The 25,239-nt window shown below is 75.4% G+C and carries 22 protein-coding genes; 14 read left to right on the top strand and 8 right to left on the bottom strand.

Annotated features, from left to right (window positions below; genetic code table 11):
• The first annotated feature begins 101 nt into the window (after positions 1 to 101).
• Positions 102 to 2,264 carry a WD40 repeat domain-containing protein gene (locus tag KPL57_RS04455; protein WP_264197581.1) on the top strand — a complete coding sequence of 721 codons (2,163 nt, stop codon included), beginning with the start codon at positions 102 to 104 and terminating at the stop codon, positions 2,262 to 2,264.
• Here the strand turns inward: KPL57_RS04455 and KPL57_RS04450 are convergent.
• Positions 2,249 to 3,874, bottom strand: a complete 1,626-nt coding sequence (locus KPL57_RS04450; protein ID WP_226350578.1) for a long-chain fatty acid--CoA ligase — start codon at positions 3,872 to 3,874, stop codon at positions 2,249 to 2,251. The two genes, KPL57_RS04455 and KPL57_RS04450, sit on opposite strands and share 16 nt — an antisense overlap.
• A gap of 354 nt (positions 3,875 to 4,228) precedes the next feature.
• Here KPL57_RS04450 and KPL57_RS04445 point away from each other — a divergent pair, with 354 nt between their 5' ends.
• The 7 genes from KPL57_RS04445 (at position 4,229) to KPL57_RS04415 (ending at position 10,301) form a co-directional block, all read left to right on the top strand.
• Positions 4,229 to 4,912 (top strand): ANTAR domain-containing protein, encoded by a 684-nt coding sequence (locus KPL57_RS04445; RefSeq protein ID WP_226350577.1) that lies wholly within the window; start codon positions 4,229 to 4,231, stop codon positions 4,910 to 4,912.
• Between the two features lie 88 nt (positions 4,913 to 5,000).
• Positions 5,001 to 6,266, top strand: coding sequence for a S8 family serine peptidase (locus tag KPL57_RS04440; RefSeq protein WP_226350576.1), 1,266 nt, complete (start codon positions 5,001 to 5,003; stop codon positions 6,264 to 6,266).
• Entirely contained in the window at positions 6,263 to 6,493 is a 231-nt protein-coding gene (locus KPL57_RS04435; protein ID WP_226350575.1) for a hypothetical protein, read from the top strand. Before KPL57_RS04440 ends, KPL57_RS04435 begins: the two co-directional genes overlap by 4 nt.
• Positions 6,494 to 6,714: 221 nt before the next feature.
• On the top strand, positions 6,715 to 6,924 hold the full coding sequence (locus KPL57_RS04430) for a hypothetical protein (protein ID WP_226350574.1): 210 nt from the start codon (positions 6,715 to 6,717) through the stop codon (positions 6,922 to 6,924).
• 35 nt (positions 6,925 to 6,959) lie between these two features.
• Positions 6,960 to 8,165: a CoA transferase gene (locus tag KPL57_RS04425; protein WP_226350573.1), complete on the top strand. Its 1,206-nt coding sequence runs from the start codon at positions 6,960 to 6,962 to the stop codon at positions 8,163 to 8,165.
• 9 nt (positions 8,166 to 8,174) lie between these two features.
• Complete coding sequence (locus KPL57_RS04420) at positions 8,175 to 8,624, top strand: VOC family protein (RefSeq protein ID WP_060711293.1); 450 nt, start codon at positions 8,175 to 8,177, stop codon at positions 8,622 to 8,624.
• A 375-nt stretch (positions 8,625 to 8,999) separates the two neighbouring features.
• Positions 9,000 to 10,301 carry an HNH endonuclease signature motif containing protein gene (locus KPL57_RS04415; protein ID WP_226350572.1) on the top strand — a complete coding sequence of 434 codons (1,302 nt, stop codon included), beginning with the start codon at positions 9,000 to 9,002 and terminating at the stop codon, positions 10,299 to 10,301.
• A 289-nt stretch (positions 10,302 to 10,590) separates the two neighbouring features.
• On the opposite strand, the gene KPL57_RS04410 is transcribed toward KPL57_RS04415, so the two are convergent.
• The gene (locus KPL57_RS04410) at positions 10,591 to 12,642 is read right to left on the bottom strand and encodes a glycosyltransferase family 39 protein (protein ID WP_226350571.1); all 2,052 of its coding nucleotides are present in this window, start codon (positions 12,640 to 12,642) and stop codon (positions 10,591 to 10,593) included.
• A gap of 127 nt (positions 12,643 to 12,769) precedes the next feature.
• Between KPL57_RS04410 and KPL57_RS04405 the strand changes: the two genes are divergently transcribed.
• Positions 12,770 to 13,462 carry a DUF899 family protein gene (locus tag KPL57_RS04405; RefSeq protein ID WP_226350570.1) on the top strand — a complete coding sequence of 231 codons (693 nt, stop codon included), beginning with the start codon at positions 12,770 to 12,772 and terminating at the stop codon, positions 13,460 to 13,462.
• Here KPL57_RS04405 and KPL57_RS04400 read toward each other — a convergent pair.
• Positions 13,447 to 14,061: a TetR/AcrR family transcriptional regulator gene (locus tag KPL57_RS04400; protein WP_226350569.1), complete on the bottom strand. Its 615-nt coding sequence runs from the start codon at positions 14,059 to 14,061 to the stop codon at positions 13,447 to 13,449. The genes KPL57_RS04405 and KPL57_RS04400 overlap by 16 nt on opposite strands.
• Before the next feature lie 77 nt (positions 14,062 to 14,138).
• On the opposite strand from KPL57_RS04400, the gene KPL57_RS04395 reads away from it, so the two are divergent.
• The 3 genes from KPL57_RS04395 to KPL57_RS04385 are packed head-to-tail and all read left to right on the top strand — an operon-like array spanning position 14,139 to position 17,264.
• Complete coding sequence (locus KPL57_RS04395) at positions 14,139 to 15,266, top strand: nitronate monooxygenase family protein (protein WP_226350568.1); 1,128 nt, start codon at positions 14,139 to 14,141, stop codon at positions 15,264 to 15,266.
• Positions 15,263 to 16,798: an acetyl-CoA acetyltransferase gene (locus KPL57_RS04390; protein ID WP_226350567.1), complete on the top strand. Its 1,536-nt coding sequence runs from the start codon at positions 15,263 to 15,265 to the stop codon at positions 16,796 to 16,798. The genes KPL57_RS04395 and KPL57_RS04390 overlap by 4 nt, the downstream gene beginning before the upstream one ends.
• A 16-nt stretch (positions 16,799 to 16,814) precedes the next feature.
• Positions 16,815 to 17,264 carry an SRPBCC family protein gene (locus KPL57_RS04385; RefSeq protein ID WP_178373219.1) on the top strand — a complete coding sequence of 150 codons (450 nt, stop codon included), beginning with the start codon at positions 16,815 to 16,817 and terminating at the stop codon, positions 17,262 to 17,264.
• Here the strand turns inward: KPL57_RS04385 and KPL57_RS04380 are convergent.
• The 3 genes from KPL57_RS04380 to KPL57_RS04370 are packed head-to-tail and all read right to left on the bottom strand — an operon-like array spanning position 17,192 to position 19,940.
• Entirely contained in the window at positions 17,192 to 18,520 is a 1,329-nt protein-coding gene (locus tag KPL57_RS04380) for an aspartate aminotransferase family protein (protein WP_374203657.1), read from the bottom strand. The genes KPL57_RS04385 and KPL57_RS04380 overlap by 73 nt on opposite strands.
• Positions 18,517 to 19,452, bottom strand: coding sequence for a ketopantoate reductase family protein (locus tag KPL57_RS04375; RefSeq protein WP_226350566.1), 936 nt, complete (start codon positions 19,450 to 19,452; stop codon positions 18,517 to 18,519). Before KPL57_RS04375 ends, KPL57_RS04380 begins: the two co-directional genes overlap by 4 nt.
• Positions 19,453 to 19,496: 44 nt before the next feature.
• Positions 19,497 to 19,940 (bottom strand): cupin domain-containing protein, encoded by a 444-nt coding sequence (locus tag KPL57_RS04370; protein WP_062396457.1) that lies wholly within the window; start codon positions 19,938 to 19,940, stop codon positions 19,497 to 19,499.
• A gap of 86 nt (positions 19,941 to 20,026) precedes the next feature.
• Between KPL57_RS04370 and KPL57_RS69275 the strand changes: the two genes are divergently transcribed.
• On the top strand, positions 20,027 to 20,989 hold the full coding sequence (locus KPL57_RS69275) for a helix-turn-helix transcriptional regulator (protein WP_062396460.1): 963 nt from the start codon (positions 20,027 to 20,029) through the stop codon (positions 20,987 to 20,989).
• 20 nt (positions 20,990 to 21,009) lie between these two features.
• Positions 21,010 to 21,777 (top strand): MerR family transcriptional regulator, encoded by a 768-nt coding sequence (locus tag KPL57_RS04360; protein ID WP_374203656.1) that lies wholly within the window; start codon positions 21,010 to 21,012, stop codon positions 21,775 to 21,777.
• A gap of 10 nt (positions 21,778 to 21,787) precedes the next feature.
• On the opposite strand, the gene KPL57_RS04355 is transcribed toward KPL57_RS04360, so the two are convergent.
• Together KPL57_RS04355 and KPL57_RS04350 are read right to left on the bottom strand one after the other, a co-directional pair.
• Positions 21,788 to 23,503, bottom strand: a complete 1,716-nt coding sequence (locus KPL57_RS04355; RefSeq protein WP_226350565.1) for a class I adenylate-forming enzyme family protein — start codon at positions 23,501 to 23,503, stop codon at positions 21,788 to 21,790.
• Entirely contained in the window at positions 23,500 to 25,119 is a 1,620-nt protein-coding gene (locus KPL57_RS04350; protein WP_226350564.1) for an NAD(P)/FAD-dependent oxidoreductase, read from the bottom strand. The genes KPL57_RS04355 and KPL57_RS04350 overlap by 4 nt, the downstream gene beginning before the upstream one ends.
• Between the last annotated feature and the right edge of the window lie 120 nt (positions 25,120 to 25,239).

Raw genomic sequence — 25,239 nt, 5'->3', positions numbered from 1 at the left:
GGTCACCGCCGGTTCGGGTGGCGACACCCCCTCCCACGTTAACGATGGGGCGCGGGGCCACGACAGGTAACCGAACGCGACCCCGGGGAGGGCTCACACGCATGGCCGTCGAGACGTTCTGGGACGGGCTGGAACGGCGCATCGCCGCCGGCGAACCGCCGTACGGGGAGCACCCGGGCGTCGCGCCGGACGGAGTGACTCCCGAGGCGCTGCGCCGCGTCCTGGACCTCGAGGCGCACCACCTGCGCCGCTCCGGCACCGCGCCGGTCGCCCAGCACCTGCTCGCCGGGGCCGTCCTGGCCGGGGAGGCCGCGCTGGCCGGGGCCGCCCGGGCCCGGCTCACCGCCCAGGGCGTCCCCGCGCTGACCACCCGCTGGCGCACCCGGCCGCCGTCGGCCGCGCTGAGCCGGGTCATGGAGGGCCACGGCGACGCGGTCGTCGCGCTGCTCGCCGGGCCGGACGGCCTGCTGCTGTCGCTCGACGCCTCCGGTGAGAGCGGCGCCTGGGACGCCGGGACCGGACACGCGGTCCCGGACCCGCTGGCCGGGCCCGGCGGTCCGCGACCCCCGGCCTCCGCGGTCCACGCCCGGACGGTCGCCCTGTCCCCCGACGGCGGCCTGCTCGCCCTCGCCGGTGACGACCCCGTGGTGCGGGTGCTGGCCACCGACGGCCCGGCCCGCGGCGCCGAGGTCACGACCCTGGCCGGGCGGCCCGGCCCGGTGACCGCGCTCGCGGTGACCGGGACCGCCCCGACCCGGGTGGTCGCGGGCGGCGCCGACGGCGCGGTGCGGGTGTGGGACGTGACCAGCGGCGCGGCCGTCTCGGTCGCCCGCGGCCACGCCGGCCCGGTGACCGCGCTGACCGCGACCGGCCAGGGCACCGTCGTGTCCGGCGGGGTGGACGGCACGCTGCGGTCCTGGGACCCGGCCACCGGGGCCCCGCTGGGGCTGCTGGAGGGCGGGCCCGCCGTGGTCGCCGTGGTGGTGCCGACGGCGGGGCAGCTGCTCGCGGCCACCGCCGACGGCGCGCTGCACGTGTTCGCGCTGGTCGACGGGGTGCCGCAGGACGCGGTGCGGCTCGACGTCCCCGGCGACGGCGTCGCGGTCACCGCGGCCGCGTGCGCCGGTGAGGGCCGGGTCGTCGTCGGGCGGGTGGACGGGACCGTGCAGCTCGTCCCGACCACCGGCCCCGGCCCGGTCGCCGAGCTCGCCGGGCACGGCGCCGCGGTGCGGGCGGTCACCGCCGACGCCGCGGGCACCGTCGTCGCGTCCGGGGACGACCACGGCCGTGTCCTGGTCTGGGACCCGGCACGGGCCCGGCCGGGTGCCGGCGGGCACGCCGGGGTCTCCCCCGCGGTCGGTGCGGTCGCCGCGGGCACGGGCCTGGTCGTCTCGGCCGGTCGCCGCTCCGACGGGCTGCTCGCGCACGACCCGGCCACCGGCGCGCGTCGCTGGGGCGTCCCGGCCGGTGCGGGCCCGCTGTGGTTCGACCCGTCCGGGACGAGGCTGTTCGCGGTCACCGGGACCGCGACCGTCGAGGAGCGCTACGCGACGACCGGGGTGCGGGCCGGTGCGGTGTCGCTGCCCGGCCGTGTGCTGGCCGGGCGGGGCGCGCTGGTGGTGACCGGTGAGCCGGACGGCACGGTCGCCGTGCGCGACGCGCGCAGCGGGCGGGCCTTCCGCACCACCCGGCTGCCGTCGGCACCGCGGGTGGCCGCGCCGACCCCCGGCGGGGCGACGGTGCTGCTCGCCGCGGACGGCCTGCTGGCCTGCTGGCGGCCCGCCTCGGCGGAGGTGGTCACGGTGGCGCTGCCGGCCGGGCTGGTCACCGCCGTCGCCGTCGACGACGACGGCTGCCACGGCGTGGTCTGCGACGCCGACGGCCGGGTGCACGTCTGGCGGGCCGGGTCGGCCACGGTGACGACGGTGCGCGCCGACGCGGCGCACCTGACCGCGGCCGCCGGTGCGGGCCGGTGCCGCGCGGTGACCGCGGGCTCGGACGGCACGGCGGTGCTGTGGGACCTGACCTCGGCGACGGCGCTCGGCCGGGTGCCGCTGGACGCGCCGCTGACCGCGGTCGCGGTGGGGGGCGGGACGGTGGTCGTCGGCGACGGGTGCGGCGAGGTGCACTGCCTCGACCTGCTCGCCGGGGCCGCCGCGGCCGTCCCGGACGGTGTCATCCCCGAGCAGGGCGGCGCGGCCGTGGTCCCGGCGCCACGCACCGGGACCACGGACCGCGAGGCGGCCGCTCAGCTCAGCGAGTAGCCCTCGAACTTCTCCCGCAGGGTCTTCTTGGAGAACTTGCCGACGCTCGTCTTGGGCACCTCGTCGATGAACTCGACGGCGTCGGGGAGCCACCACTTGGCGACCCGGTCGGTGAGGAAGGCGATGAGCTCGTCGGCGGTGAGGGTCTCGCCGTCCTTCACCACGACGCACGCCATCGGGCGCTCCACCCAGCGCTCGTGCGGGATCGCGATGACCGCGGCCTCGGCGACCTTCGGGTGCGCCATGATCTCGTTCTCCAGCTCGACCGAGCTGATCCACTCACCACCGGACTTGACCAGGTCCTTGGTGCGGTCGACGAGCTTGACGTAGCCCGAGCCGTCGACGACGGCGACGTCGCCGGTGCGCAGCCAGCCGTCGGAGGTGAACTGCGTGCCGCCGCCCTCGCCGCGGTAGTACTCCGAGGCGATCCACGGGCCCGCCACCTGCACCTCACCGCTGGTGGTGCCGTCCCAGGGCTGCTCGGCACCGGTCTCGGGGTCGGCGATGCGCAGGTCGACGAGCGGGACCGGGGGGCCCTGCAGGGCGCGCACGGTGGCCTTGTCGTCGTCGGACAGGTCGTCGTGCTGGGAGCGCAGCACGCCCAGGGTCGCCACGGGCGAGGTCTCGGTCATCCCCCAGCCCTGCAGGACCGGCAGGCCGATCGCGGCGCGGAAGCCCTCCGACATCGACTTCGGCACCGCCGAGCCGCCGCAGAGCAGGATCCGCAGCGACGAGCAGTCATACTCGCCGAGCTTGGGCAGCAGGCCCATCCAGATCGTCGGGACGCCCGCGGCGACGGTGACCCGGTGGTCCTGGATCAGTGTCAGGACCGCGTCCGGGGTCATGCCGGGCCCGGGCAGCACCAGCGAGGTGCCGGCGAGCAGGCAGCCGTAGGGCAGGCCCCAGGCGTTGGCGTGGAACATCGGGACGACCGGCAGGACCACGTCGCGCTCGCAGAGCCCGACGCCGTCGGCGAACAGGGTCGCGAGCGAGTGCAGCAGCGTCGAGCGGTGCGAGTAGACGACGCCCTTGGGGTTGCCGGTGGTGCCGGAGGTGTAGCACATGGCGGCGGCGGTGTTCTCGTCCTCGACGACGAACCGGCCCGCGAACGGCTCGGCCGCGGCCAGGAGCTCCTCGTAGAGCCGGATCCGCGGGTCGTCGGGGATCTCGGTCGGCGCGCCGTCGTCGATGACGACGACGTGGCGCACCGTGGTCATCCGGTCCACGTGCGGCCAGAACAGGCCGAGCAGGGAGCGCTCGACGAACACGACCTCGTCCTCGGCGTGGTCGGCCACGTAGACGAGCTGGTCGGGGAACAGCCGCAGGTTGAGCGTGTGCAGGACCCGGCCGGTGCACGGCACCGCCAGGTACAGCTCCAGGTGCCGGTCGGTGTTCCAGCAGAACGTCCCGACCCGGCCGTCGGCCGAGACGCCGAGGGTGTCGAGCACGGTGGCCAGCCGGCGGGTGCGCACGGCCCACTCGGCGACCGTGGTGGTGCGGACCGTCCCCGCCGGGGTGGCGGTGACGATCTCCTTGTGTCCGAAGTACTGCTCGGCACGGTGGAAGACGTGCGGCAGCGTCAGGGGACGGTCCTGCATCAGACCGAGCATCGTTGCTCCTGGGGGCGTTCCGGGTGGGGTCGACGCGACCCTACCGTAACTTCGGATATGGATTGGACTATCCGGTCACTGCATCCGGGGGTCGCGAACGCGGCGTCCGGAGTAATCGGACACCCGCTGTCAGCAGGTGTGACGCACTGTCCTAACGTTCTTCCCGACGTCCGCGAACCGTCAGGTTCCGGACGCGTGCACGCAGGGTCAAGCAACCGGCCCGGCATCCCGGGGTCCGCCCCGGGAACCGTTTCCGCGCAGACATCATCTGCCGGACGCGCCGGGCCAGGCCTCCGGTGCCGCTCGCCGCGGCACCCGCCGAACCGTCGCGTTTCCGGCGCGGCGGAGGTCGAGATGCTTTCCGGGTCCTCGGACGCGCAGATCCTGCGCGCCTGCTGCGACGATCCCGCGTTCCGTGCCACGCGCTCCCCGTACGTGGTCGTCGACGGGGAGCTCACGGTCGTGGGGGCGAACGCGGCCTTCTGCGCGGCGACCCTGCGCGCGCCCGGCGAGCTGGTCGGCAGGCCGCTGACGGCCGCGCTGCCGGACAACCCGCACCAGCCCGGCGCCGACGGCGTCGCGCGGCTGACGGCGTCGCTGTCGCGGGTGCTGCGCCTCGGGCTGCGCGACCACCTGCCGGTGCAGCGTCACGACGTGCCCGCGGCGACGGGCACGTCCGGCTTCGTCGAACGGGTGTGGGTCACTGTGAACTCCCCGCTGGTCGCCCCGGACGGGCGGGTCATCGGGGTACTGCACCACATCGAGGACGTCACCGGCCTGATCAGCCCCGGCCCCGACGGCAGCGACCTCGCCGCCGCGGCGCTGGCCCGCGCCCTGGACACCGAGAACAGCCACCTGCGGGCCCGCTTCGCCCGGCACGTCAGCATCGAGCAGGCGAAGGGGGCCCTGATGGCCCAGCGCGGCTGCTCCGCCGACGAGGCGTTCACCCTGCTGCGCCGGCTCTCGCACGAGACGAACCGGAAGCTGCACGTGGTCGCCGAGGCGCTGCTGGCGGACACGGTCGGGCAGCAGCCCTGAGCCGTCACCACCCGTTCGCCCGCAGACCGTGCCGGAGCGCGATCACTGGGGCACGATGGGTGGTCACGAGTCGATCGACGGAGGCGACATGGTGGACCCGCACGCGGCCGTCCCGGGCCGGACCGCAGGCACGCTGACCGGCCGGTACCTGCTGGTGCTCAGCGACGACCTGCTGGCCGACCACGACACGGCACGCTCGGCGGTGGCGGAGCTGACCGGTCTGTCCGAGGTGACCAGCAGCCGCGACGACACCCCGGGGGTCCACCCGACGCTGTTCGCCCGGCTCGGCGTCGCCGTCGCCGAGCTGGACCCGGCCCGGCTGCGCACCGTGCGGGCCGACCGCCGGGTGCTGTCGGTGGAGCCCGAACGTGTGCTGCGCGCCCTGTCCGGGCCCGGGCTGAGCGCCGACTACCTGCGCGGGTTCGCCGACGCGGCGGGCTTCCTGGCCGAGCGGGCCGCCGCGTCGGAGACCGCCGACGCGCCCGTCGCGGCCCGGTTCGCCGACAACGACCAGGTCACCTGGGGGCTGCAGGCCACCGGCGCGGACGTCGCCGCCGAGACCGGCGCCGGGATCACCGTCGCCGTCCTCGACACCGGCCTCGACCTCGGTCACCCCGACTTCGCCGGGCGGCAGATCGAGTCGCGCTCGTTCGTCGACGGCCAGGAGGTCGCCGACGTGCAGGGGCACGGCACGCACTGCATCGGCACCTCCTGCGGGCCGCTGGCCCCCGGCTCGGGACGCCGCTACGGCATCGCCCACGAGGCGAGGATCCTGGTCGGCAAGGTGCTCGGTGACGACGGCTCCGGCACCGACGCCGGCATCCTCGAGGGCATCGAGTGGGCGATCTCCTCCGGCGCGCAGGTCGTGTCGATGTCGCTGGGCGCGGACCTGAACGAGGTCTCCGCCGCCTACGAGAACGCCGGGCGGCGCGCGCTGGACGCGGGCACCCTGATCGTCGCCGCGGCCGGCAACAACGCCGAGCGCTCGACCGGGAACGTCGGTTTCGTCGGCGTCCCGGCGAACAGCCCGTCGATCATGGCGGTCGCCGCGGTGGACGCCGCGCTGGCCATCGCCGACTTCTCCGCGGCCAGCTCCGCGGTCGAGGGCGGGCAGGTCGACATCGCCGGTCCCGGTGTGGACGTCTACTCGTCGTGGCCGATGCCCCAGCGCACCAACACGATCTCGGGCACCTCGATGGCCACCCCGCACGTCTCCGGGATCGCGGCGCTGTGGTCGCAGCGCACCGGGGCCCGCGGGCGTGACCTGTGGACCCAGCTCACGCAGGCCGCCCAGCGGCTGCCGCTGCCCTCGGGCGACGTCGGCGCGGGCCTCGTCCGGGCCCCTGGCCGATGAGCACGACCGGGAGGCTGCTGGTGTCGGTGGCCGACGGGCACGTCGCCGACGACGTCGCGCGGGCCTGCGCGGCCGCCGGGCTGCAGGTGGAGAAGGTGCTCACGGGGGTCGGGGTGGTCGTCGGGACGTGCGACGACCCGGACGCCCTGCGGGCGGTCACCGGGGTGGCCGCGGTCGAGCCGGACCGCGAGGTCCACCTCGACCGCGACCGGCCGGGGCCCGCGTAATCGGTCGACGCGCCACCCGTATGTCCGATACGGTGGTCTCAGTCGATCGCGCCCGGTGACACGCCGGCCGTGACCAACCGCCCGGACCGTCCCCGGGAGGCGCCCACCCGGCGCCCCGGCCACGGCCGGTGCCACCGAACCCGTACCGGCACCGCGCGAACCCGCGCGGCGCGGCACTCCGCCGCGTACCGGACACCACCTCGACCGAAACGACCACTCCTGTGCAGGCCTCCGTCCACCCACCCGTCACCGACCCCACCGTCCGGGGCGCCGTCGACCGGCTCACCGCCGAGTTCGCCGGCCGTTTCACCCAGGACCTCGTCGACCACGTCGTGCGCGGCTCCCGCCGCGACCTCGACGTCGTCTCCGCCGCGGCGCTCCCCGAGATGGTCGAGCGCCTGGCCCGTCAGCGGCTGATCGAACACCTCTGATCCGTCCGGCCGCACCGCCGGGCAGGATGGTCGCCATGTCGCGCCCGCTCTCCGGTCTGCACGTCGTCGAGTGCGCGAGTTTCGTCGCCGGTCCCACCGGTGGCATGACGCTCGCGCAGCTCGGGGCCTCGGTCATCCGCATCGACCCGCTCGGGGGCGGCCCCGACCACGGTCGCTGGCCCGCCGCCGGGCACGGCACCGGCGACTCCTACTACTGGGCATCGCTGAACAAGGGCAAGCGGTCGATCAGCATCGACCTGCGCTCCGACGAGGGCCGCGAGCTCGTCCTCGGCCTGGCGACGGCGCCGGGCCCGGACCGCGGTGTCCTCGTCGACAACGTCGTGGGCCGCCGCTGGATGGCCAACGACGCGCTCGTCGCGCGTCGCCCGGACCTGGTGCACGTGCGCGTGCAGGGCTACCCGGACGGCCGCCCCGCCGTCGACTACACCGTCAACGCCGAGGTCGGGATCCCGCAGATCACCGGCAGCGAGGAGGGCGCGGCTCCGGTCAACCACGTGCTGCCCGCGTGGGACCTGGTCACCGGCATGTCGGTCGCGACGGCCGTGCTCGCCGGGGTGTACCAGCGCTCCCGCACCGGTGCCGGGGTGTACTCCGAGATCGCGCTGTCCGACGTGGCGCTGGCCGGCGTCGCCAACCTGGGGTGGCTCTCCGAGGCCGACGAGCGCGGGCACGAGCGGCCGCGGCACGGCAACCACGTCTACGGCAGCTTCGGCGTCGACTTCGCCTGCTCCGACGGGAACCGGGTGATGGTCGTCGCGCTGACCCCGGCGCAGTGGAACGCGCTGGTGTCGGTCACCGGGACCGGCGACGTGTTCGCCGCACTGGAGCCCGCCCTCGACGCCGACCTGACCTCGGAGACCGAGCGCTACCGGCTGCGCGAGACGATCGCGGCGGTGCTGCGGCCGTGGTTCGCCGCGCGCGACTCGGCGACCGTCGAGTCCGAGCTGAACACCGCGCGGGTGCTGTGGGGCCGCTACCAGGGGATGACCCACGTCGTCGCCGAACACCGCGCCGGAGGGCACCCGCTGCTCGCCGACCTGGCGCTGCCCGGTGGCGCCACCGGCATCACCGCGCGCTCGCCGATCCGGTGGGACGCCGACCACGGTGACCCCGGCGCCGCCCCCGAGCTGGGCCGGGAGACCGACGAGGTGCTCGCCGACGTCCTCGGTCTCGACGAGCGCACCATCGGCGGGCTGCACGACCGCGGCGTCGTCGGGTAGAGAATCCCCGTGACCGACGCACAGCTGACCGAGGCGCGGTGGACCCACGTCGCGCTGCCCACCGGCGACCTCGACGCCGCCATCGACTTCTACACGACGATGACACCTCTCACCGTCGTCGAACGCTTCTCCGACGACGCCGGGCGGAGCGCCTGGCTGTCCAACGCCGGTCAGGTGGAGACGCCGATGGTGCTGGTCCTGGTGTCGTTCGACGCCGAGCAGGGTGGCGAGCTGGGGCTGCTGCGCCCCTTCGCCCACCTGGGGATCGAGGTGCCGACCCGCGACGACGTCGACGCCGCCGCCGACCGCGCCCGGGACGCGGGGTGCCTGCACTGGGAGCCGCGGCAGATGCCGGGGCCGGTGGGGTACATCTGCGCGCTGACCGATCCGGACGGGAACGTCGTGGAGTTCTCGTACGGGCAGAAGGTGTTCACCTCGGTGCGGGAGAAGTGGGGCTGAGGTCCCTGTCGGGCTCCGTGGTTCCGGGTCGCGTCGGCCGGGTGGCAGCGTCACTCCGATGGCCGCACTCGTCCGCGCGTCGTCCCCCGGCGCGGTCGCCGGACCCCGGCCCGGGCCAGTGCCCGGAGCCGTCTGCGATCCGTCCTCGCCACCTCCTGCCGGTGGCGGCCACGCCGTCACGACGGGTACCCGGTGCGGCCGTCCCTCTCGCGCCACCTCACGATGCAGCCGGTCGGCATCTCACTGTCCCCTTTCCGCGCGCGGCCACCACACCACAAGGCACCGCCGCGAACGGTCCGCATCGCCGCAGGCCACGGATTCGCGATCGCGAACGCGAACTGGCGATCGAACACACGTTCGAGTATCGTCGATGGTGTGACCGCGACCCAGGAACCACCCGCCCACGCCACCGGCGTGCCCGGCGGCGGGTTCCCCTCCGGTGATCTCACTCTGCTCCGGTTCCTCGTCGAACAGGCCCTCAGCGCCGACACCTGCGCGTGGTCCGAGTCGGAGTTGGTCGACCAGATCCAGGAGATCGAAGCCCTCCAGGCCTCGCTCGCCGCGCTCCAGTCCACCCGGATCCGGGCCTTCGCCCGCTCCCACGTGGAGAACGGCCCGGCCGACCTGGATCCCGAGAAGCTCCACCGCAGCGTGGTCGCCCAGATCCAGCTGGCCTGCCGGGTCTCCACCGCCGAGGCCCGAACCCGGGCGGCGAACGCCCGGGACCTGCATTCCGGGCTCGACTGGATCCGTGGCCTGCACCGAGCCGGCGAGCTCAGCGCCGCGAAGGTGTCCGCGATCGCCGTCGAGTGCCGCGACCTGAACACCACCCAGCGGGCGCGGGTCGACTCCCGGCTCGCCGCCGTCCGCGACCTCACCCGGTACGGCATCGGGCGGCTGCGGGCGATGACCCGGCGTCTGGTCGCCGAGATCGCCCCCGACCGCTTCCGCGCCCGCGTCCACGCCGCCAAGGCCGAACGCCGAGTGACACTGCGCCCGGCACCGGATGCGATGAGCTACCTCACCGCCTACGTCCCGGTCGAACAGGGCGCCGCCTGCCTGGCCGCGCTGCAGAAAGCGTTCGTCGAGATCCAGATCGACCCCGAACCCCTGACCCGCACCCGCGGACAGGTCCTGGCCGACACCCTGGTGGAGCGGGTGACCGGACAGGCCACCGCGACCGCGGTGAACCTCGAAGTCCAGGTCACCGTCCCGATCCAGGCCCTGCTCGACCCGACCTCCCCGCTCCCCGCCGAGATCCCCGGCTTCGGACCGGTCCCGGCCGACCTGCTCGCCACCCCCGAGGGGACGAAATCCCTGCGCAGACTGCTCACCGACCAGGGCATCGTCATCGGCGGCGACTCCCGCAAACGCACCTTCACCGGACTCCTCGCCACCCTCGTCAAAGCCCGCGCCGGGAACCAGTGCACCGAGCCCTACTGCGACGCACCCGTCCGCCACCTCGACCACATCCACCGCGACGCCGACGGCGGACGCACCGAGCTGGACAACGGACGTGGAGTCTGCGAGTTCCACAACCACGTCCGCGAACAACCCGGGTGGCAGGTCTTCCGCGCACCCGACGGCATCGTGGTCACCGTGACACCGACCGGGCACAGGTACTGCGGTCCGGCACCACCACTGCCGCCCGCACCACCACCGCGCGCACCGACCTGACCTCGACGCCGACGACCGCCCCGTCGCGGCGCCGGCGTGCACGCCGGGCTGCGTCGGGCCGGGCTACGTCGCGTCGCCACGCGCCACCCGCCCGCCGCCGGCCCATCGGACCGGCATGTGGTCGGCGCCGTCCCCGCATCCGTCGGGCCTGGCTACGTCGGGCCTGGCTCGGCCGGGACCGGGAGCGGGGCCGGGACCGGATACAGCCCCTCGCCCGGGCACATACCCACCGGCAACGCCGCGCGCACCCCACCGATCCGATGGGGTGCGCGAGGTGGCGACGAGCGTGTCAGGAGGTCGGGGCGGACAGGTCGTAGACGGTCTGACCACCGACGGTCGTCGCCGTGTAGTGCTCGGCGACCCAGGTCGCGATCCGGCTGCTCGTCGAGTCGCTCTGCCCACCGGGGCCGCCGCCCTGGCCGCCCGCCACGTAGTAGGCGATCCGGCCCTGCTCCACGTCGGACCGGAACTCGGCGAGGGTGACGGCGGAGTCGCTGCCGGCCCACCCACCGGTCGACATGACCGCGGTCCCACTCGCCAGCTCCAGCGACGCCGCGGTCTGGGAGGTGGCGACCGCGGCCGCCCAGGTCGTTCCGGACGAGGACCGGGTCGCGGCGAGCAGTGAGGTCAGCTCCGCCGAGGTCGCGCCGCCGGAGCCGGGTCCACCACCGCCCTGTCCCGGGGCCGTTCCCCCGGCACCACCGAACCCACCCGTGCCGTCGGCCGCACCCGGACCCCCCGGACCGGCCGATCCCGGGCCCGAGCCGGGACCACCGGACGAACCGGCGGTGGTGCCGAACGAGCTCGACACCGTCCCGACCGAGGGGATGCTGCCGGTGTGCCCGGTCGACGCCGTCGCCACCGCGTACACCCCGGTCCCGAGCATCCCCGCCACCAGCACCGCGACCAGACCGGACCGCACCACCGCGCGTCCCCGGCCGGGCGCGAGCATCAGCCCCGCCGCGACCACCGTGACCACCCCGACCGGCCAGCACAGCCAGGAGAAGGACTCCGCGCTCACCACCAGCAGCGCGACCGCCCAGCCACCGGTGACGAGCACCGTCGTCGCGGCGACGATCCGCGCCCACCGGGCACCCCGCTCCCGCCACAGCGCCGCCCCGCCGACGGCCACCACTCCGGCGAGCCCCGGGGCCAGCGCCACCGTGTAGTACGGGTGCATCGTGCCGCTCATCATCGAGAACACCGCCGCCGTGACGAGCGTCCAGCCACCCCACAGCAGCAGCGCCGCGCGGGTCCGGTCGGTCCGCGGCGCCCGCCGGGTGACCCACAGCCCGGCGACGAGCAGGATCAGCGCGGCCGGCAGCAGCCAGGAGATCTCGTAGGCGAGCTCACCGGTGAACAGCCGCAGCGGACCGGCCGAGCCGCCGAAGCCGGTGTTGCCACCACCACCGCCACCACCGCCACCCCCGCCGGCGCCGCCACCGTTGCCGGTGCCGCCGAGCAGCCGGCCGAGGCCGTTGTAGCCCAGCGCGAGCTCGAGCAGCGAGTTCGTCGTCGACCCGCCGATGTAGGGCCGGTCGGACGCGGGCCACAGCTCCACCAGCGCGATGAACCACCCCGCGGAGACGACCATCGCCGCCACCGCGGCACCCAGCTGCAGGATCCGGGTCCGCAGCCGCGGCGAGCCCGCGACCAGGTACACCAGCCCGAGCGCCGGGACGACCAGCAGCGCCTGCCCCATCTTCGTGAGGAACGCGAACCCGACCGCCGACCCGGCCGCGACCAGCCACCAGGTGGACGTCCGCACCGAGGCGGCGTCGACGGCGCGCGAGGTGGCCCAGGCCGCGACGACCAGCAGCAGCGTCAGCAGCGCGTCCGGGTTGTCGAACCGGAACATCAGCACCGCCGCCGGGGTCAGCGCCAGCGCCGCGCCCGCGAGCAGACCCGCGGCGGGCCCGGCCCACCGCCGCACCGTCGCGTGCAGCAGGGCCACCGCGCCCACACCCATCAGGGCCTGCGGCACGAGCAGGCTCCACGAGGAGAACCCGAACAGCCGCGCCGAGGCCACCATCACCCACAGCGCCGCGGGCGGTTTGTCGACGGTGATCGCGTTCCCGGAGTCCAGCGACCCGAACAGCCACGCCGTCGGAGACTGCGTCCCGGCCTGCACCGCGGCGGCGTAGAAGTCGTTCGCCCAGCCCGACGACGACAGGTCCCACAGGTACAGCAGCGCGGTCGCGGCGAGCAGCACCACCAGCCCGGGCCGCGCCCAGCGTGGAGCGCCCGCCGAGACCGTCCCGGGGCGCGTGTCGGGGGGCGGGGCGGACTGCGGAGGGGCGGCGCGGTGCCGTCCCGGCCGGACCGGGGTCGCGGTGCTCACGGACGATCTCCTCGGGGTCGGGGCGTACTGGCATCACCGTCGGTCCCGGCACTGTCGCGATGCTGTCGACTCCCTGTGCCCGGTCTGTGAGCGATGAGTTCCGGGCGCGACGCCGGTCACCCCTCACATGACCGAGCCGACCACCGCCGCCCTGCCCCCCGTCGTCGACACCGCCACCTGGGAGCGCGAGCTCGCCGCGCTGCGCGTCCGGGAGAAGGCCGCCACCCGCGAGCTCGACGCCATCGCCGCCGCCCGTCGCCGGCTGCCGATGGTCGAGATGCCCGACTACGTCCTGCGCGGCGAGGACGGCCCCGTCCGCCTCGCCGAGATCTTCGACGGCCACCCGCAGCTGATCGTCTACAGCCACATGTGGCACGACGGCGCCGACTGGCAGTGCGGCGGGTGCACCGGGTTCACCTCGCAGTTCACCCGGCTCGCCGGCCTGGAGAAGTTCGACGCCCGCTTCGTGATCGTCACCCAGGGCCCGATCGACGAGGCGCTGGCCTACCGGCGTCGCGTCGGCAACACCATGACCTGGTACTCGACGGCCGACAGCAGCTTCGGCACCGACGTCGGCGCCCCGCCCGGGGGCGGCTTCGCGGTCAACGTGTTCCTGCGCGACGGCGACCGCGTCTTCCGCACCTGGCACACCGACGGCCGCGGCACCGAGCAGCTGTCCCACCTGTTCCCGCTGGTCGACGTGCTGCCCTACGGCCGCCAGGAGGTCTGGCAGGACTCCCCCGAGGGCTGGCCGCAGGGCCCCACCTACAGCCGGTGGGCCGGGCCGCAGGAGATCGCCGCCGCCTACGGTGAGGGCTGAGCCCGCGCCCGTACCCCGGCCAGGACGGTGTCGACGACCGCGGCCGCGTGGCCGCGGGCGTCGTCGCGGGCGGCGAGGTGCGCGGGGGTGGTCGCGACGTGGTTGCGCACCGCCCCCGCGACCAGGTCCGCGACCAGCGCCACCGACGTCCCGGCCGGGAGCTCGCCGCGCTCGATGCCGCGGCGCACCATCGTCCGGGCGCCACGGACGTGCTCGGGATAGGCGTCGTCGGCGAGCGCGCCCGCGATCTCCGGGACCCGGTGGGAGTCGACGAGCAGCCGCTCGACCAGCCGGCCGTCGTCGCTGGTGGCGAACGCCGTCCACAGCTCGGCGAAGGTCACCAGGTCCTCGCGCAGCGAGCCGGTGTCGATGTCGGCGACGAACCGGGCCCGGTCACGCACCGCGGCCACCAGCAGCGCCGCCCGGGTCGGCCAGCGCAGGTACAGCGACCCCTTCCCGATCGACGACCGGCGGGCCACCTCCTCCAGCGACAGCCCGGACCAGCCGCGCTCGCCGTAGACCTCGCGGGCGGCGGCGAGGGCGCGACGGTCGACGTCCGGGTCGCGCGGACGTCCGCTGCGGCGCGACGGCGGGGGCACGGCGGCGATCCTGCCAGACGGTGCTGTGACCACCGACCCACTTATGGACGGTGTCCGTCCGTAATACGCTCACCGGTGTGATCAGGACAGCGCTGACCGATCTGCTGGGCGTCGAGCACCCGATCGTCGGGTTCAACCGGTCCCCCGCGGTGGTGACCGAGGTGAGCCGCGCCGGCGGGTTCGGGGTGCTCGCCGCGGTCTCCTACACCGCCGAGGAGCTCGACGCGCAGCTGACCTGGATCGAGGAGCAGCTCGACGGGCGCCCCTACGGGGTCGACCTGCTCGTCCCGGAGAAGACCGCCGACACCGGTGCCGACCGGGAGGACCTGGTCGCCACGCTGCGTGCGCAGCTCCCGGCCGAGCACCTCGCCTTCGTCGACGACCTGCTCGACCGCTACGGCATCCCGCGGCTGCCGGTCGACCCCGGGCGCGACGCGATCGCGGCGGGGATGAGCCGGCGCGGCGCCGAGGCCCAGCTCGACGCGGTGTTCGCCCACCGGCCGGCGCTCGTCGCGAACGCGCTCGGTACCGCGCCGCCGCACCTCGTGGAGCGCGCGCACGACGCCGGGATGGCCGTCGCCGCGCTGGTCGGGACCCGCCGGCACGCCGAACGGCAGCTCGCGGCCGGGGTCGACGTGCTCGTCGCGCAGGGCACCGAGGCCGGTGGGCACACCGGCACGATCGCGACGACGGTGCTGACCCCGGAGATCGTCGGCGTCGCCGGGGACCGTCCGGTGCTGGCCGCGGGCGGCATCGCCTCGGGCGACCAGATGGCCGCCGCGCTCGCGCTCGGCGCGGCCGGGGTGTGGTGCGGCTCGGTGTGGCTGTCCAGTGTGGAGGACGTGGCGCCGGAGTCGGTGAAGCGCAAGTTCCTCGCCGCGGGCAGCGGCGACACCGTCCGCTCCCCCGCCCGGACCGGCAAGCCCGCCCGGCAGCTGCGCAGCGCCTACCACGACGCGTGGTCCGCACCCGGCGCGCCGGCGCCGCTGCCGATGCCGCTGCAGCCGCTGCTCACCCTGCAGGCCTGGTCGAGCATCGACGCCGCCGCCGACGCCGGGAACCCGGGAGCGACGGAGCTGCAGTCGTTCTTCGTCGGGCAGGTCGTCGGCGCGTTCACCGAGCTGCGCGGCGCGGGTGAGATCACCCGGGAGATGGCGCGCGGCTGCGAGCAGCGCATCGCCGCGCTGGCGGGGCTGGTCCGATGAGCCTCGACCCGCGGACACCCGTCGTCGTCGGGGTCGGAGAGGCCTCGGAGCGGATCGGCGAGCCCGGCTACGCCGCCCTGTCACCGGTCGGGCTCGGCGCCGCCGCGGCCGCCGCGGCGCTCGCCGACACCGGCGCCGACCCGGCCGCGGTCGCGGCGGCGCTGACCGTCGTCGCCGGGGTGCGGCAGTTCGAGATGTCGGTGCCCGGGGCGGTCGCGCCGCTGGGCCGGGCGGACAACTACCCGCGCGCGGTCGCCCGCCGCGTCGGCGCCGACCCGCGGCGGGCGGTGCTCGACGTCGTCGGCGGGCAGTCCCCGCAGCGGCTGGTCACCGAGTTCGCCGGCGCGATCGCCCGCGGGGAGGCCGGGGCGGTGCTGCTCGTCGGGGCCGAGGCGATGTCGACCGTGCGGGACCTGATGTCGCGCCCCGAGGCCGAGCGGCCCGACCACGGCGAGCACGTCGGCGGCACGCTGGAGGACCGCGGGTACGGCTCGGAGCTGCGCAGCCCGGTCGCCGAGGCGCACGGCGTGCTCTCCCCCGCCGCCTACTACGCGCTGTGCGAGAACGCCCGACGCGCCCGGCTCGGCCTCGGCCGGGACGCCTACGCCCACGGGATGGGCGAGCTGTTCGCGCCGTTCACCCGGGTCGCCGCCGGGCACCCGCACGCCGCCGCGCCACAGGTCCGCAAGCCCGACGAGCTCGTCACCGCCGACGACCGCAACCGGATGATCACCGACCCGTACCCGCGGTTCCTCGTCTCGCGCGACCAGGTCAACCAGGGCGCCGCGGTCCTCCTCACCTCGGTCGGCACCGCCCACGACCTGGGGATCGACCCGCAGCGGTGGGTGTTCCTGCACGGCCACGCCGACCTCACCGAGCGCGCCGTGCTCGACCGCCCCGACCTGGGCGCCTACCCGGCCGCCGAGGCCGCCGTCCGGCGCGCCCTCGACCGCGCCGGGACCGGCGTGGACGACCTGGCCGCGATCGACCTGTACTCCTGCTTCCCGATCGCGGTGTCCTCGGTCGCCGACCCCCTCGGGCTGGCCGCCGACGACCCGCGCAGGCTCACCGTCACCGGTGGGCTGCCGTTCTTCGGCGGGCCGGGGAACGACTACTCGATGCACGCGGTCGCCGAGGTCGTGCGACGCCTGCGGGCCGACCCGGGCACGTACGGCCTGGTCGGTGCGAACGGCGGGTTCCTGTCCAAGTACTCCGCCGGGGTCTACTCCACCCGCCCCACCCCCTGGCGCGACGACGACAGTGCCGCACTCCAGGCCCGGCTCGACGCCGTGCCCACCGTCCCGACGACGACCGCCGCCGACGGCACCGCGACCGTCGAGACCTGGACGGTGCGCCACGACCGCGACGGCAGCCGGCACGCGGTCGTCGTCGGCCGGCTCGACGACGGCGGTGCGCGGTTCGTCGGCTGCGGCCGCGACGACGAGCTGCTGGAACTGCTCGCCGGCGACCCGGCCGGGGCGGCTGTCCGGGTCCGGCCCGACGGGAAGCTGCTGATCGTCACGCCGCGCTGACGGGTATCCGGGCCCCATGACCGAGAAGTCGCTGAGCGCCAGCCGTCACGTCGCCGCGCCGCCGTCGGCGGTGTTCGACCTGCTCGCCACCCCCGCCCGGCACCCGGAGATCGACGCCTCGGGCACGGTGCTCCGGTCGCGCACCGAGGGCAGGCTGACCGGCGCCGGGGACGTGTTCGTGATGGAGATGCACGGCCGCGACATGGGCGACTACCTGGTCGACAACCACGTCGTCGCCTTCGTCGAGGACCGCGAGATCGAGTGGGCGCCCGCCACCCACGGCGGCGACCGGGGCGGGCAGCGCTGGGCCCATCACCTCGCCCCCGAGGGCGACGGCACCCGGGTCACCCACGTCTACGACTGGTCCGAGGTCACCCTGGAGCGGCTGCTGCCCTACCTGCCCGTCGTCGACGCCGACGGGCTCGCCGCGACGCTGGACCGGCTCGCGGCCGCCGTCGAGGGCTGAGCCACCTCCCCCAGGGCCGTGCCGAGGATGTCCACGCCGCGGCGGATCTCGGCCTCGGTCGCGGTCAGCGGCGGCGCGATCCGGAACGTCCCGCCCATGCCGGGCAGCTGCACGATGTTCATGTGCAGTCCCAGCTCGGCGCACCGCGCGGTGACGGCCGCCCCGAGCGCGTCGGTGTCGGAGCCCGCCAGCTCCAGCCCGACCAGCAGGCCGCGGCCGCGGACGTCGCCGATCATCCCGGTCGTGCGGGCCAGGTCCCGCAGACCGTCCTGCAGCAGCGTGCCCAGCTCGCGGGCGCGCAGGTCGAGCCGGTCGCGGGTGAGCACGTCGAGCACGGTGAGCCCGACCGCCGCCGGGAGGGGGTCGTTGACGTGGGTGGTGAAGAACAGGAAGCCGCGCTCGTGCGCGACCTGCTCGATCGCGGCCGTGGTGAGGACGGCGGCGAGCGGCAGGCCCGCCCCGAGCGTCTTGGACAGCGTGAGGATGTCGGGGACCACGCCGTCGCGCTGGTGGGCGTACCAGTCGCCGGTGCGGCACAGACCGGTCTGGGCCTCGTCGAGGATCAACAGCATGCCGCGCTCGTGGCACTTGTCGCGCAGCGCCGCCAGGTAGCCCGACGGCAGGTCGACGACCCCGCCGGAGGACAGCACCGGCTCGACGATGCAGGCGGCGAGGCTGCCGACGGACTGGGCGTCGATCAGGGCGAACCCGAGGTCGAGCTGGCGGCGCCAGTCGAGCTCCCCGGCGTCGTCGACGAGGTCGGGGCGGTAGCGGTCGGGAACCGGCAGCGCGAAGTTGCCGGGGGCGGCGGGCCCGTACCCGGCGCGGCCGGCGACGTAGGTCGCGTTCGCCGCGGCCTGGGTCATGCCGTGCCAGGACCGGGCGAAGGAGACGATCTCGTGCCGGCCGGTGACGAGCTTGGCCATCCGGATCGCGGCCTCGTTGGACTCCGCGCCGGTGGTCAGCAGCATCGCCCGGTCCAGGCCGCCGCCGACCGAGGCGCACAGCCGCTCGCACAGCTCCAGCACCGGCCGCGACAGCATCCCGCTGTAGAGGTGGTCGAGCCGCCCGACCTGGTCGCGGACGGTCGCGACGATCTCCGGGTGCGAGTGCCCGAGGATCGCGCTCATCTGCCCGGAGGTGAAGTCGAGCAGCTCCCGGCCGTCCTCGGTGGTGACGGTGCTCCCCTGGGCCCGGGCGATCACGCCGGGGGTGAAGCCGCCGCGGCCGGAGTAGCGGATGAGGTGCTCGGTCACAGCCAGGTCCTCTCGCGGGCCCGGATGGTCCGGGCGACGGTGTCGTTGACCGGGGTCGGCACGCCGAGCCGGGCGCCCTCGCGGGCCACCGCCCCGTTGATGGCGTCGACCTCGCAGCGGTGCCGGGCGAGCGCGTCGAGCAGCATCGACGGGCGGGCGTGCGGGATGGCGCCGCCGAGGCGACGGACGTGCTCGATCGGGTCGCCGACCTGCAGGGTCACCCCGGACGCCGCCGCCACCGCGACGGCCTCGGCCGCGCAGGCGCGGGCGACGGCCCAGGCGTCGGGGTCCTCGAGCACCCCGCCGATGGTGAGCCCGGTCAGACAGGTCGAGCCGGAGAACGCCGCGTTCATGACCAGCTTCTCCCACACCATCCGGCCCAGGTCGGTGTAGAGCGCGACCGCGAAGCCCGACGAGCGCCAGATCTCCGCCGAGGCCTCCAGCTGCGCCGCGGGCAGCCCGTCGTAGGGGCCGAAGCGGACCATCTCCATGCCGTTGTGGTGCGCGACGCCCGGCTCGGGCAGCGACGCCCCGAACCCGCCGACGACGCCGACCGCGATCCGCCCCGGGTCCAGCTCGGCGGCCGCGACCTCCGGGGAACCGAGCCCGTTCTGGATGGTCTGCACGACCGTGCCCGGGCCGACCAGATGCGTGCACGACCGCGCGGCGACGGCGACGTCGTAGGCCTTCGTCGCGACGATCACCAGGTCCGCGGGCCGGTCGAGGGTGACGTCGGCGGCGTCGAGGACCGCCGAGGCGAGTCCGACCGTGCGGTCACCGCTGTGCCCGGTCACCCGCAGGCCGCGTTCCCGCACCGCCGCGGTGTGCCCGGCGCGCCGGCAGACGGCGTGCACCTCGTGCCCGGCGTCGGCCATCAGCCCGGCGTACACCGAGCCCATCGCGCCGCAGCCGACGATCACCACCACCGCCATGCCGACCTCCTCCGGCGCAGTCTGGCATCCCGGGGACCGTCCGGTCAGCCCGCCGACGGTGCCGCGATCCGCACCCCGTGCCCGGCGGCGTGCGCGGCGACCGCGTCCGGCGCGGGCGGGCCGGAGCGCCCGAGCTCGCTCATCCCGCGCAGGAACGGCACCTGCGTCGCACCCGTCACCAGCACGACCAGCCGGGCGTCGGTGTCGGCCCGGTAGCGGTGCAGCACCCCGGCCGGGACGTGCGCGACGTCCCCGGCGCGCAGCCGGTGGGTGACGCCGTCGAGGTCGACGTCGAGCTCGCCGGCGGCCAGGTAGAACACCTTGTCCGCGGACAGCGTGTGCGGCGGCGACGCCGCACCCGGGCCCAGCGTCAGCTCGAGTGCCTCCCAGGCGTCGCCGGTGTCGACGCCGGTGGCGAGCGGGACGGCGCGGGTGTGCGGCATGCCGAACGCGTCGGCGTCGTCAGTCGTGATGATCCTGGCTTCCATGGCGGCCTCCTGTGGGGTGTGCTGCTGGGACGACGGTAGGGAGCGGCGGGTGCCGGTCCCATCCCTGCTTCCAGGGGGGTGGCCCCGTGGCCGACCACGCCGAGCTGCGTCGCCGTGCCGCCGCGGCGCTCGCCCGCCGGGTCCCGGCCGACCTCGCGGTGTGGGCGGTGCTGGACCCGGCGACGCTGCTGTGGTCGGACTGCGTGCTGGTGGGCGCCGAACGCGACGTGGCGTTCGAGAACGCGGTGTTCGACAACGAGTACCGCGTCGACGACGTGCTGAAGCTGACCGACGTCGCCGCGACCGGCCGGGCCGGGGCGCTGAGCGCCGTCACCGGCGGGGACCCGGCGGCCAGCGCCCGCTACCGCGACGTCCTCGCCCCGCGCGGGTTCACCGACGAGCTGCGGGTGCCGCTGCACGACGGCCGCACCACCTGGGGCGCGGCGGTGCTGCTGCGGGCGGGCGGCACGTTCGCCGCCGCCGACGTCGCCGCGGCCTCGGCGGTGGCCCGCCCGCTCGGCGAGGCCCTGCGCGACGCGCTGGTGCGGACGGGGCGCGACCTGGTCGGCGGTGCCCCGGCCGGGACGATCCTCACCGACGCCGACGGCCGGGTGCTCGACCTGTCCGAGGACGCCCGTGCCCTGCTCGGCGGCGACGCCGTCCCGCAGGTGGTGCAGGCGGTCGCGGCGCGCCGGGCCGCGGGCCTGCCGGCCGAGGGCACGGTCCCGCTGACCGACGGCCGGTGGCTGTCGTTCCGGGCGTCGCCGCTGGGCGGGGCGCTCGCCGTCGTCGTGGAGGAGGTGCGCCCGCACCAGGTCGCCGACCTCGTGGTGCGCAGCAAGGGCCTCACCCCACGTGAACGGCAGGTGCTCGCCGCGCTCGCCCGGGGCGCGTCGAACCGGCGGATCGCCCGCGAGTGCGGGATGAGCGAGTACACGGTGCTCGACCACGTCAAGCGGCTGTTCGCGAAGTTCGGCGTGTCCGGGCGCGGCGAGCTGACCGCGGCGCTGTTCTTCGACCACTACGCCGACGCCCACTCGGGGCGCTGACCGCCGGATACGGCAGGGTGGTGGAGGAGCAGGAACCGGACGAGGGGGACGTCGTGACCTGGAGCACCCGTGAGGTCGCCGAGCTGGCGGGGACCAGCCTGCGGGCGGTGCGGCACTACCACGACATCGGGCTGCTGGCCGAGCCCGATCGGCGCGCGAACGGCTACAAGCAGTACGGGGTGGCGCACCTGGTGCGGCTGCTGCGGATCAAGCGGCTCGTCGACCTCGGGTTCTCGCTGGCCCAGATCTCCGAGATGAACGAGGCCGACGCCCACCCGGAGGAGGCCGCCCGCGCGCTGGACGCCGAGCTGGCCGCCACCATCGACCGGCTGCAGCAGGCCCGCGCCGAGCTCGCGCTGATCCTGGACGGCGCCGCACCGACCGACCTGCCCACCGAGTTCGCCGCGGCCGCGGACCAGCCGATGTCCGACGCCGACCGGTCGCTCACCCTCGTCCTGCCGCGGGTGCTGGGCTCGGAGCGGCTGCAGGCCGTCGCGGACATGCTGGCCGACGCCCGCCCGGACCCGACGCAGGACCGGTTCGACACGCTCCCGGCGGACGCCGACGAGGCCACCCGCCAGGAGCTCGCCGACCGGATGGTGCCGTACCTGCGTGCGCTCTACGAGACCCATCCCGGCCTGGTCGCGCCGAACACCGACGCACCCGTCGGGGAGCAGCGGGCGGAGCAGACCCTGGGCCGGGCGATGCGGGAGCTGTACAACCGCGCCCAGCTCGACGTGCTCGTGCGCGCCGGGAAGGCACTCGCCGCGGAGCGCGACGCGGACTGACCCACCCGCCTCAGCCGCCGGGGTGCAGCTCCCGCGCCGCCCGCTCGGCCAGCAGGAACTTCCGTGCGCGCCCCGACGGGGTCAGCGGGACGTCGTCGACGGCGATCTCCGCGACGTGCCGGGGCACCTTGAACCGGGCCAGGTGCTCCGCGCACCAGGCGACGAGCACCCCGGCGTCGACGGTGTGCCCGGCGCGCGGCACGACCCACGCCCATCCGGCCTCGCCGCTGCGGGCGTCGGGCACCGGCACGACGAACGCCTGGTGCACGCTCGGGTGCCGGGCCAGGACGGCCTCGACGTCGCCGGGCACGACCTGTTCGCCGCCGCAGCGGTAGCTGTCCTTGGTCCGCCCGACCAGGTGCAGGTAGCCGTCGGCGTCGAACGTGCCCAGGTCCCCGGTGCGCAGCCAGCCGCCGGGCAGGAACGCGGCCGCGTCGGCCTCGGGGTTGCGGTAGTAGCCGGGGGTGACGCCCGGGCCGCGGCACACCAGCTCCCCGGCCGCGCCGGTCGGCAGCTCGGCGAGCGTCGCGGTGTCGAGCACCCGGTACTCGACGAGGCGTCCGCCCAGTGCCGGGTCACCGGCCACGCCCGCGGTCTTGACGCAGCCGTTGGTCGTCGCGCGGCGCTCCGCCGGGTCCTCCGGCCAGGTGCAGGTGGTCGACGCCGTCGTCTCGCTCATGCCGTAGCCGGTGACGACCTCGCCGGGGGCGAGCACCTCGTCGATCTCGGCCCAGATCCCGTGCGGGGACACCCCGCCCGAGGAGTACAGGTGGGTGAGCGACGACAGGTCGTACCCGCGCTCGCGCTGCACCCGGACCAGCTCGGCGGTCATCGTCGGGATCAGCAGCGCGTCGTGGGCGCGGTGGGCCTCGATCGTGGCGAGCAGCGCGGCCGGGTCGAAGGTGCGCCGGGTGATCACCGCGCCGCCGACGAACCCGACGGTGAGCAGGCCCTCGACGTAGCCGTAGACGTGGAACAACGGCAGCGAGAACACCACGCGGTGCCCGTCGGCGTAGGCCCGGCCCCAGGTGGAGCCGTAGGCGGTGCGCAGCAGCATGTCGTGGGTGAGCTGGACGCCCTTGGGCTCGCCGGTGGTGCCGGAGGTGAACAGGATGTCGGCGACGTCGCCGGGCTCCCCCGCCGTCGCCGTGACCGGGTCGGCGGCGGCGAGGTCGGCCACGGTGGTGACGCCGGGCCGCGGCGGGGCCGCGCCCCCGGGGTGCACGACGACGTGGCGCAGGTCCGGCAGCGCCTCCCCGCCCGCGCCGCCGGGCCGCTCCGCCCAGCCGGGGGCCAGCGCGTCGAGCGCGGCGAGGTGGTCGACGTCGCGGAACCGGTCGACCGTGACCAGCACGCGGGCACCGGAGCGGCGCAGCACGAAGCCGAGCTCGGCGGTCCGGTTGGCCGTGTTGACCGGCACGGTGACCGCGCCGAGCCGGGCGATCGCGTAGCGCAGGGCGGGGAACTCGGCGTCGTTGGGCAGGACGACCGCGACCCGGTCGCCGCGGCCGACGCCGAGCCGGGCGAGGCCCCCGGCCAGCCGGTCCGCCCACGCCCGCAGCTCGCGGTAGGTCCACGTCCCGGCCTCGGTGACCACGAACGGCCGGTCCGCGAACTCCGCGCAGGCCGCGTCGAGCGCCCCGGCCAGCGTGCGGGGCACCCACCGCGGGTGCCGGGCCCCGATCGCGGCCCGCCGCTGCGCCGGGGGCAGCGGGTGCGCGGTCACGACGCCCTCACGTCCCGTCCCTTCCCGGACAGGAGGAAGCCGTCGTAGCCGTCGGCGACGACGGACTCCAGGATCCGCCGGTAGCCGCGCACCCCGCCGACGTAGGGGGTGAAGACGCGTGGCTTGCCCGGCACGTTCGTGCCCATGTAGTAGGAGTCGGCCCGCGGGTAGAGCGTCGCCTCGGCGCGGGCGTTGACCTGCTCGACCCAGCGGGCCTCGGCACCGGGGTCGGCCTCGACGACGGTCGCGCCGCGGTCCCTCGCGTGGTCGAGCAGGTCCGCGAGCCAGTCCACGTGCGCCTCGATGGACAGCAGAACGTTCGACAGCAGCGACGGGCTGCCCGGCCCGGCGATCACGAACAGGTTCGGGAACCCGGCGACGCCGACGCCCAGGTAGGTCCGCGGCCCGGCGTCCCAGTGCTCGCGCAGGGTCTCCCCGCCCCGGCCGGCGATCTCCGGGCGCAGCAGGGCCCCGGTCATCGCGTCGAAGCCGGTGGCGAACACGAGGACGTCGAGCCCGACCTCGCCGGCGGTGGTGCGCACCCCGGTGGGGGTGATCCGCTCGATCGGGGTCTCGCGCAGGTCGACGAGGTCGACGTCGTCGCGGTTGAAGGTCTCGAAGTAACCCGAGTCCACCGGCGGCCGCTTCGCGCCGAACGGGTGGCCGCGCGGCATCAGCTTCTCCGCGGTCGCCGGGTCGTCGACCTTCTCGGCGATCTTGGCGCGGACGAAGTCGGCGGCGGTGTCGTTGGCCTCCTGGTCGAGCATCAGGTCGTAGTAGGCCAGCAGGAAGCCGAACCCGGCGGTGCGCCACTGCTCCTCGTAGAGCGCGCGACGCTCGTCGTCGGACACCTCCAGCGCGGACTGCTTGTTCGGGACGAACCCGAGCCCGCTCGGGGAGCGGCGCGCCCGCTCGCGACGGTCGGCGTAGCCGGCCTTGACCTCGGCGTCGCGGGCGTCGTCGATCGGCCCGTTGTTCGCCGGGACCGAGAAGTTCGGGGTGCGCTGGAAGACCGTCAGGTGCGCCGCCTCCCGGGCGACGACCGGGATCAGCTGGGTGCCCGAGGAGCCGGTGCCGATCACCCCGACCCGCTTCCCGGACAGGTCCGCGCCCTCGTGCGGCCAGTCCGCGGTGTGCAGGGTGGTGCCCGCGAAGTCGTCGGCGCCGGGGATCCCGGGGACGGCGCGGACCGACAGCTGCCCGGTCGCCATCACCAGGTACCGGGCGTCCCAGGTGCCGCGATCGGTGTCGACCCGCCAGCGCCCGGTGGTCTCGTCGAACTCGGCGCGCTCCATCCGGGTGGACAGGTGCACGTCGCGCCGCAGGTCGAACCGCTGCGCGACGTGCTCGACGTAGCGCAGGATCTCCGGCTGGGTGGCGTAGCGCTCGCTCCAGCGCCACTCCTGCTCCAGCTCGGGTGAGAACGACAGCGAGTAGTCGTAGCTCTCCACGTCGCAGCGGGCGCCCGGGTACCGGTTGACGTACCAGACCCCGCCGATGTCGTCGTTGGCCTCGACCACGGCCACGTCGTAGCCGCGCTCGCGCAGCGTGTGCAGGCTGCGGAGCCCCGCGAAGCCCGCCCCGACGACGAGCGCGTCGACCACGCGTCCGGTCATTCCGACCTCCCTCGGACGGTCACGACACCGTTGCCGCGACCGGCCCGGCCGAGGGTAGGCAGCACCGGCGCCGTCCGTCAACGGATGTGTTGACGATTCCGCAGCGCGCTCCTAGCGTGG

Source organism: Pseudonocardia sp. ICBG601, assembly GCF_020496245.1.
This window is presented reverse-complemented; position numbering and strand designations above follow the sequence as displayed.

Excerpts from the sequence above, each read along its gene's own strand:
- KPL57_RS04385 (WP_178373219.1), top strand. The coding sequence starts at position 16,815 with ATGACCGAGAAGTCGCTGAGCGCCAGCCGTCACGTCGCCGCGCCGCCG.
- KPL57_RS04455 (WP_264197581.1), top strand. The coding sequence starts at position 102 with ATGGCCGTCGAGACGTTCTGGGACGGGCTGGAACGGCGCATCGCCGCC.
- KPL57_RS04375 (WP_226350566.1), bottom strand. The coding sequence starts at position 19,452 with ATGGCGGTGGTGGTGATCGTCGGCTGCGGCGCGATGGGCTCGGTGTAC.
- KPL57_RS04390 (WP_226350567.1), top strand. The coding sequence starts at position 15,263 with ATGAGCCTCGACCCGCGGACACCCGTCGTCGTCGGGGTCGGAGAGGCC.
- KPL57_RS04445 (WP_226350577.1), top strand. The coding sequence starts at position 4,229 with ATGCTTTCCGGGTCCTCGGACGCGCAGATCCTGCGCGCCTGCTGCGAC.
- KPL57_RS04425 (WP_226350573.1), top strand. The coding sequence starts at position 6,960 with ATGTCGCGCCCGCTCTCCGGTCTGCACGTCGTCGAGTGCGCGAGTTTC.
- KPL57_RS04405 (WP_226350570.1), top strand. The coding sequence starts at position 12,770 with ATGACCGAGCCGACCACCGCCGCCCTGCCCCCCGTCGTCGACACCGCC.
- KPL57_RS04435 (WP_226350575.1), top strand. The coding sequence starts at position 6,263 with ATGAGCACGACCGGGAGGCTGCTGGTGTCGGTGGCCGACGGGCACGTC.
- KPL57_RS04370 (WP_062396457.1), bottom strand. The coding sequence starts at position 19,940 with ATGGAAGCCAGGATCATCACGACTGACGACGCCGACGCGTTCGGCATG.
- KPL57_RS04350 (WP_226350564.1), bottom strand. The coding sequence starts at position 25,119 with ATGACCGGACGCGTGGTCGACGCGCTCGTCGTCGGGGCGGGCTTCGCG.
- KPL57_RS04440 (WP_226350576.1), top strand. The coding sequence starts at position 5,001 with ATGGTGGACCCGCACGCGGCCGTCCCGGGCCGGACCGCAGGCACGCTG.
- KPL57_RS04450 (WP_226350578.1), bottom strand. The coding sequence starts at position 3,874 with ATGCTCGGTCTGATGCAGGACCGTCCCCTGACGCTGCCGCACGTCTTC.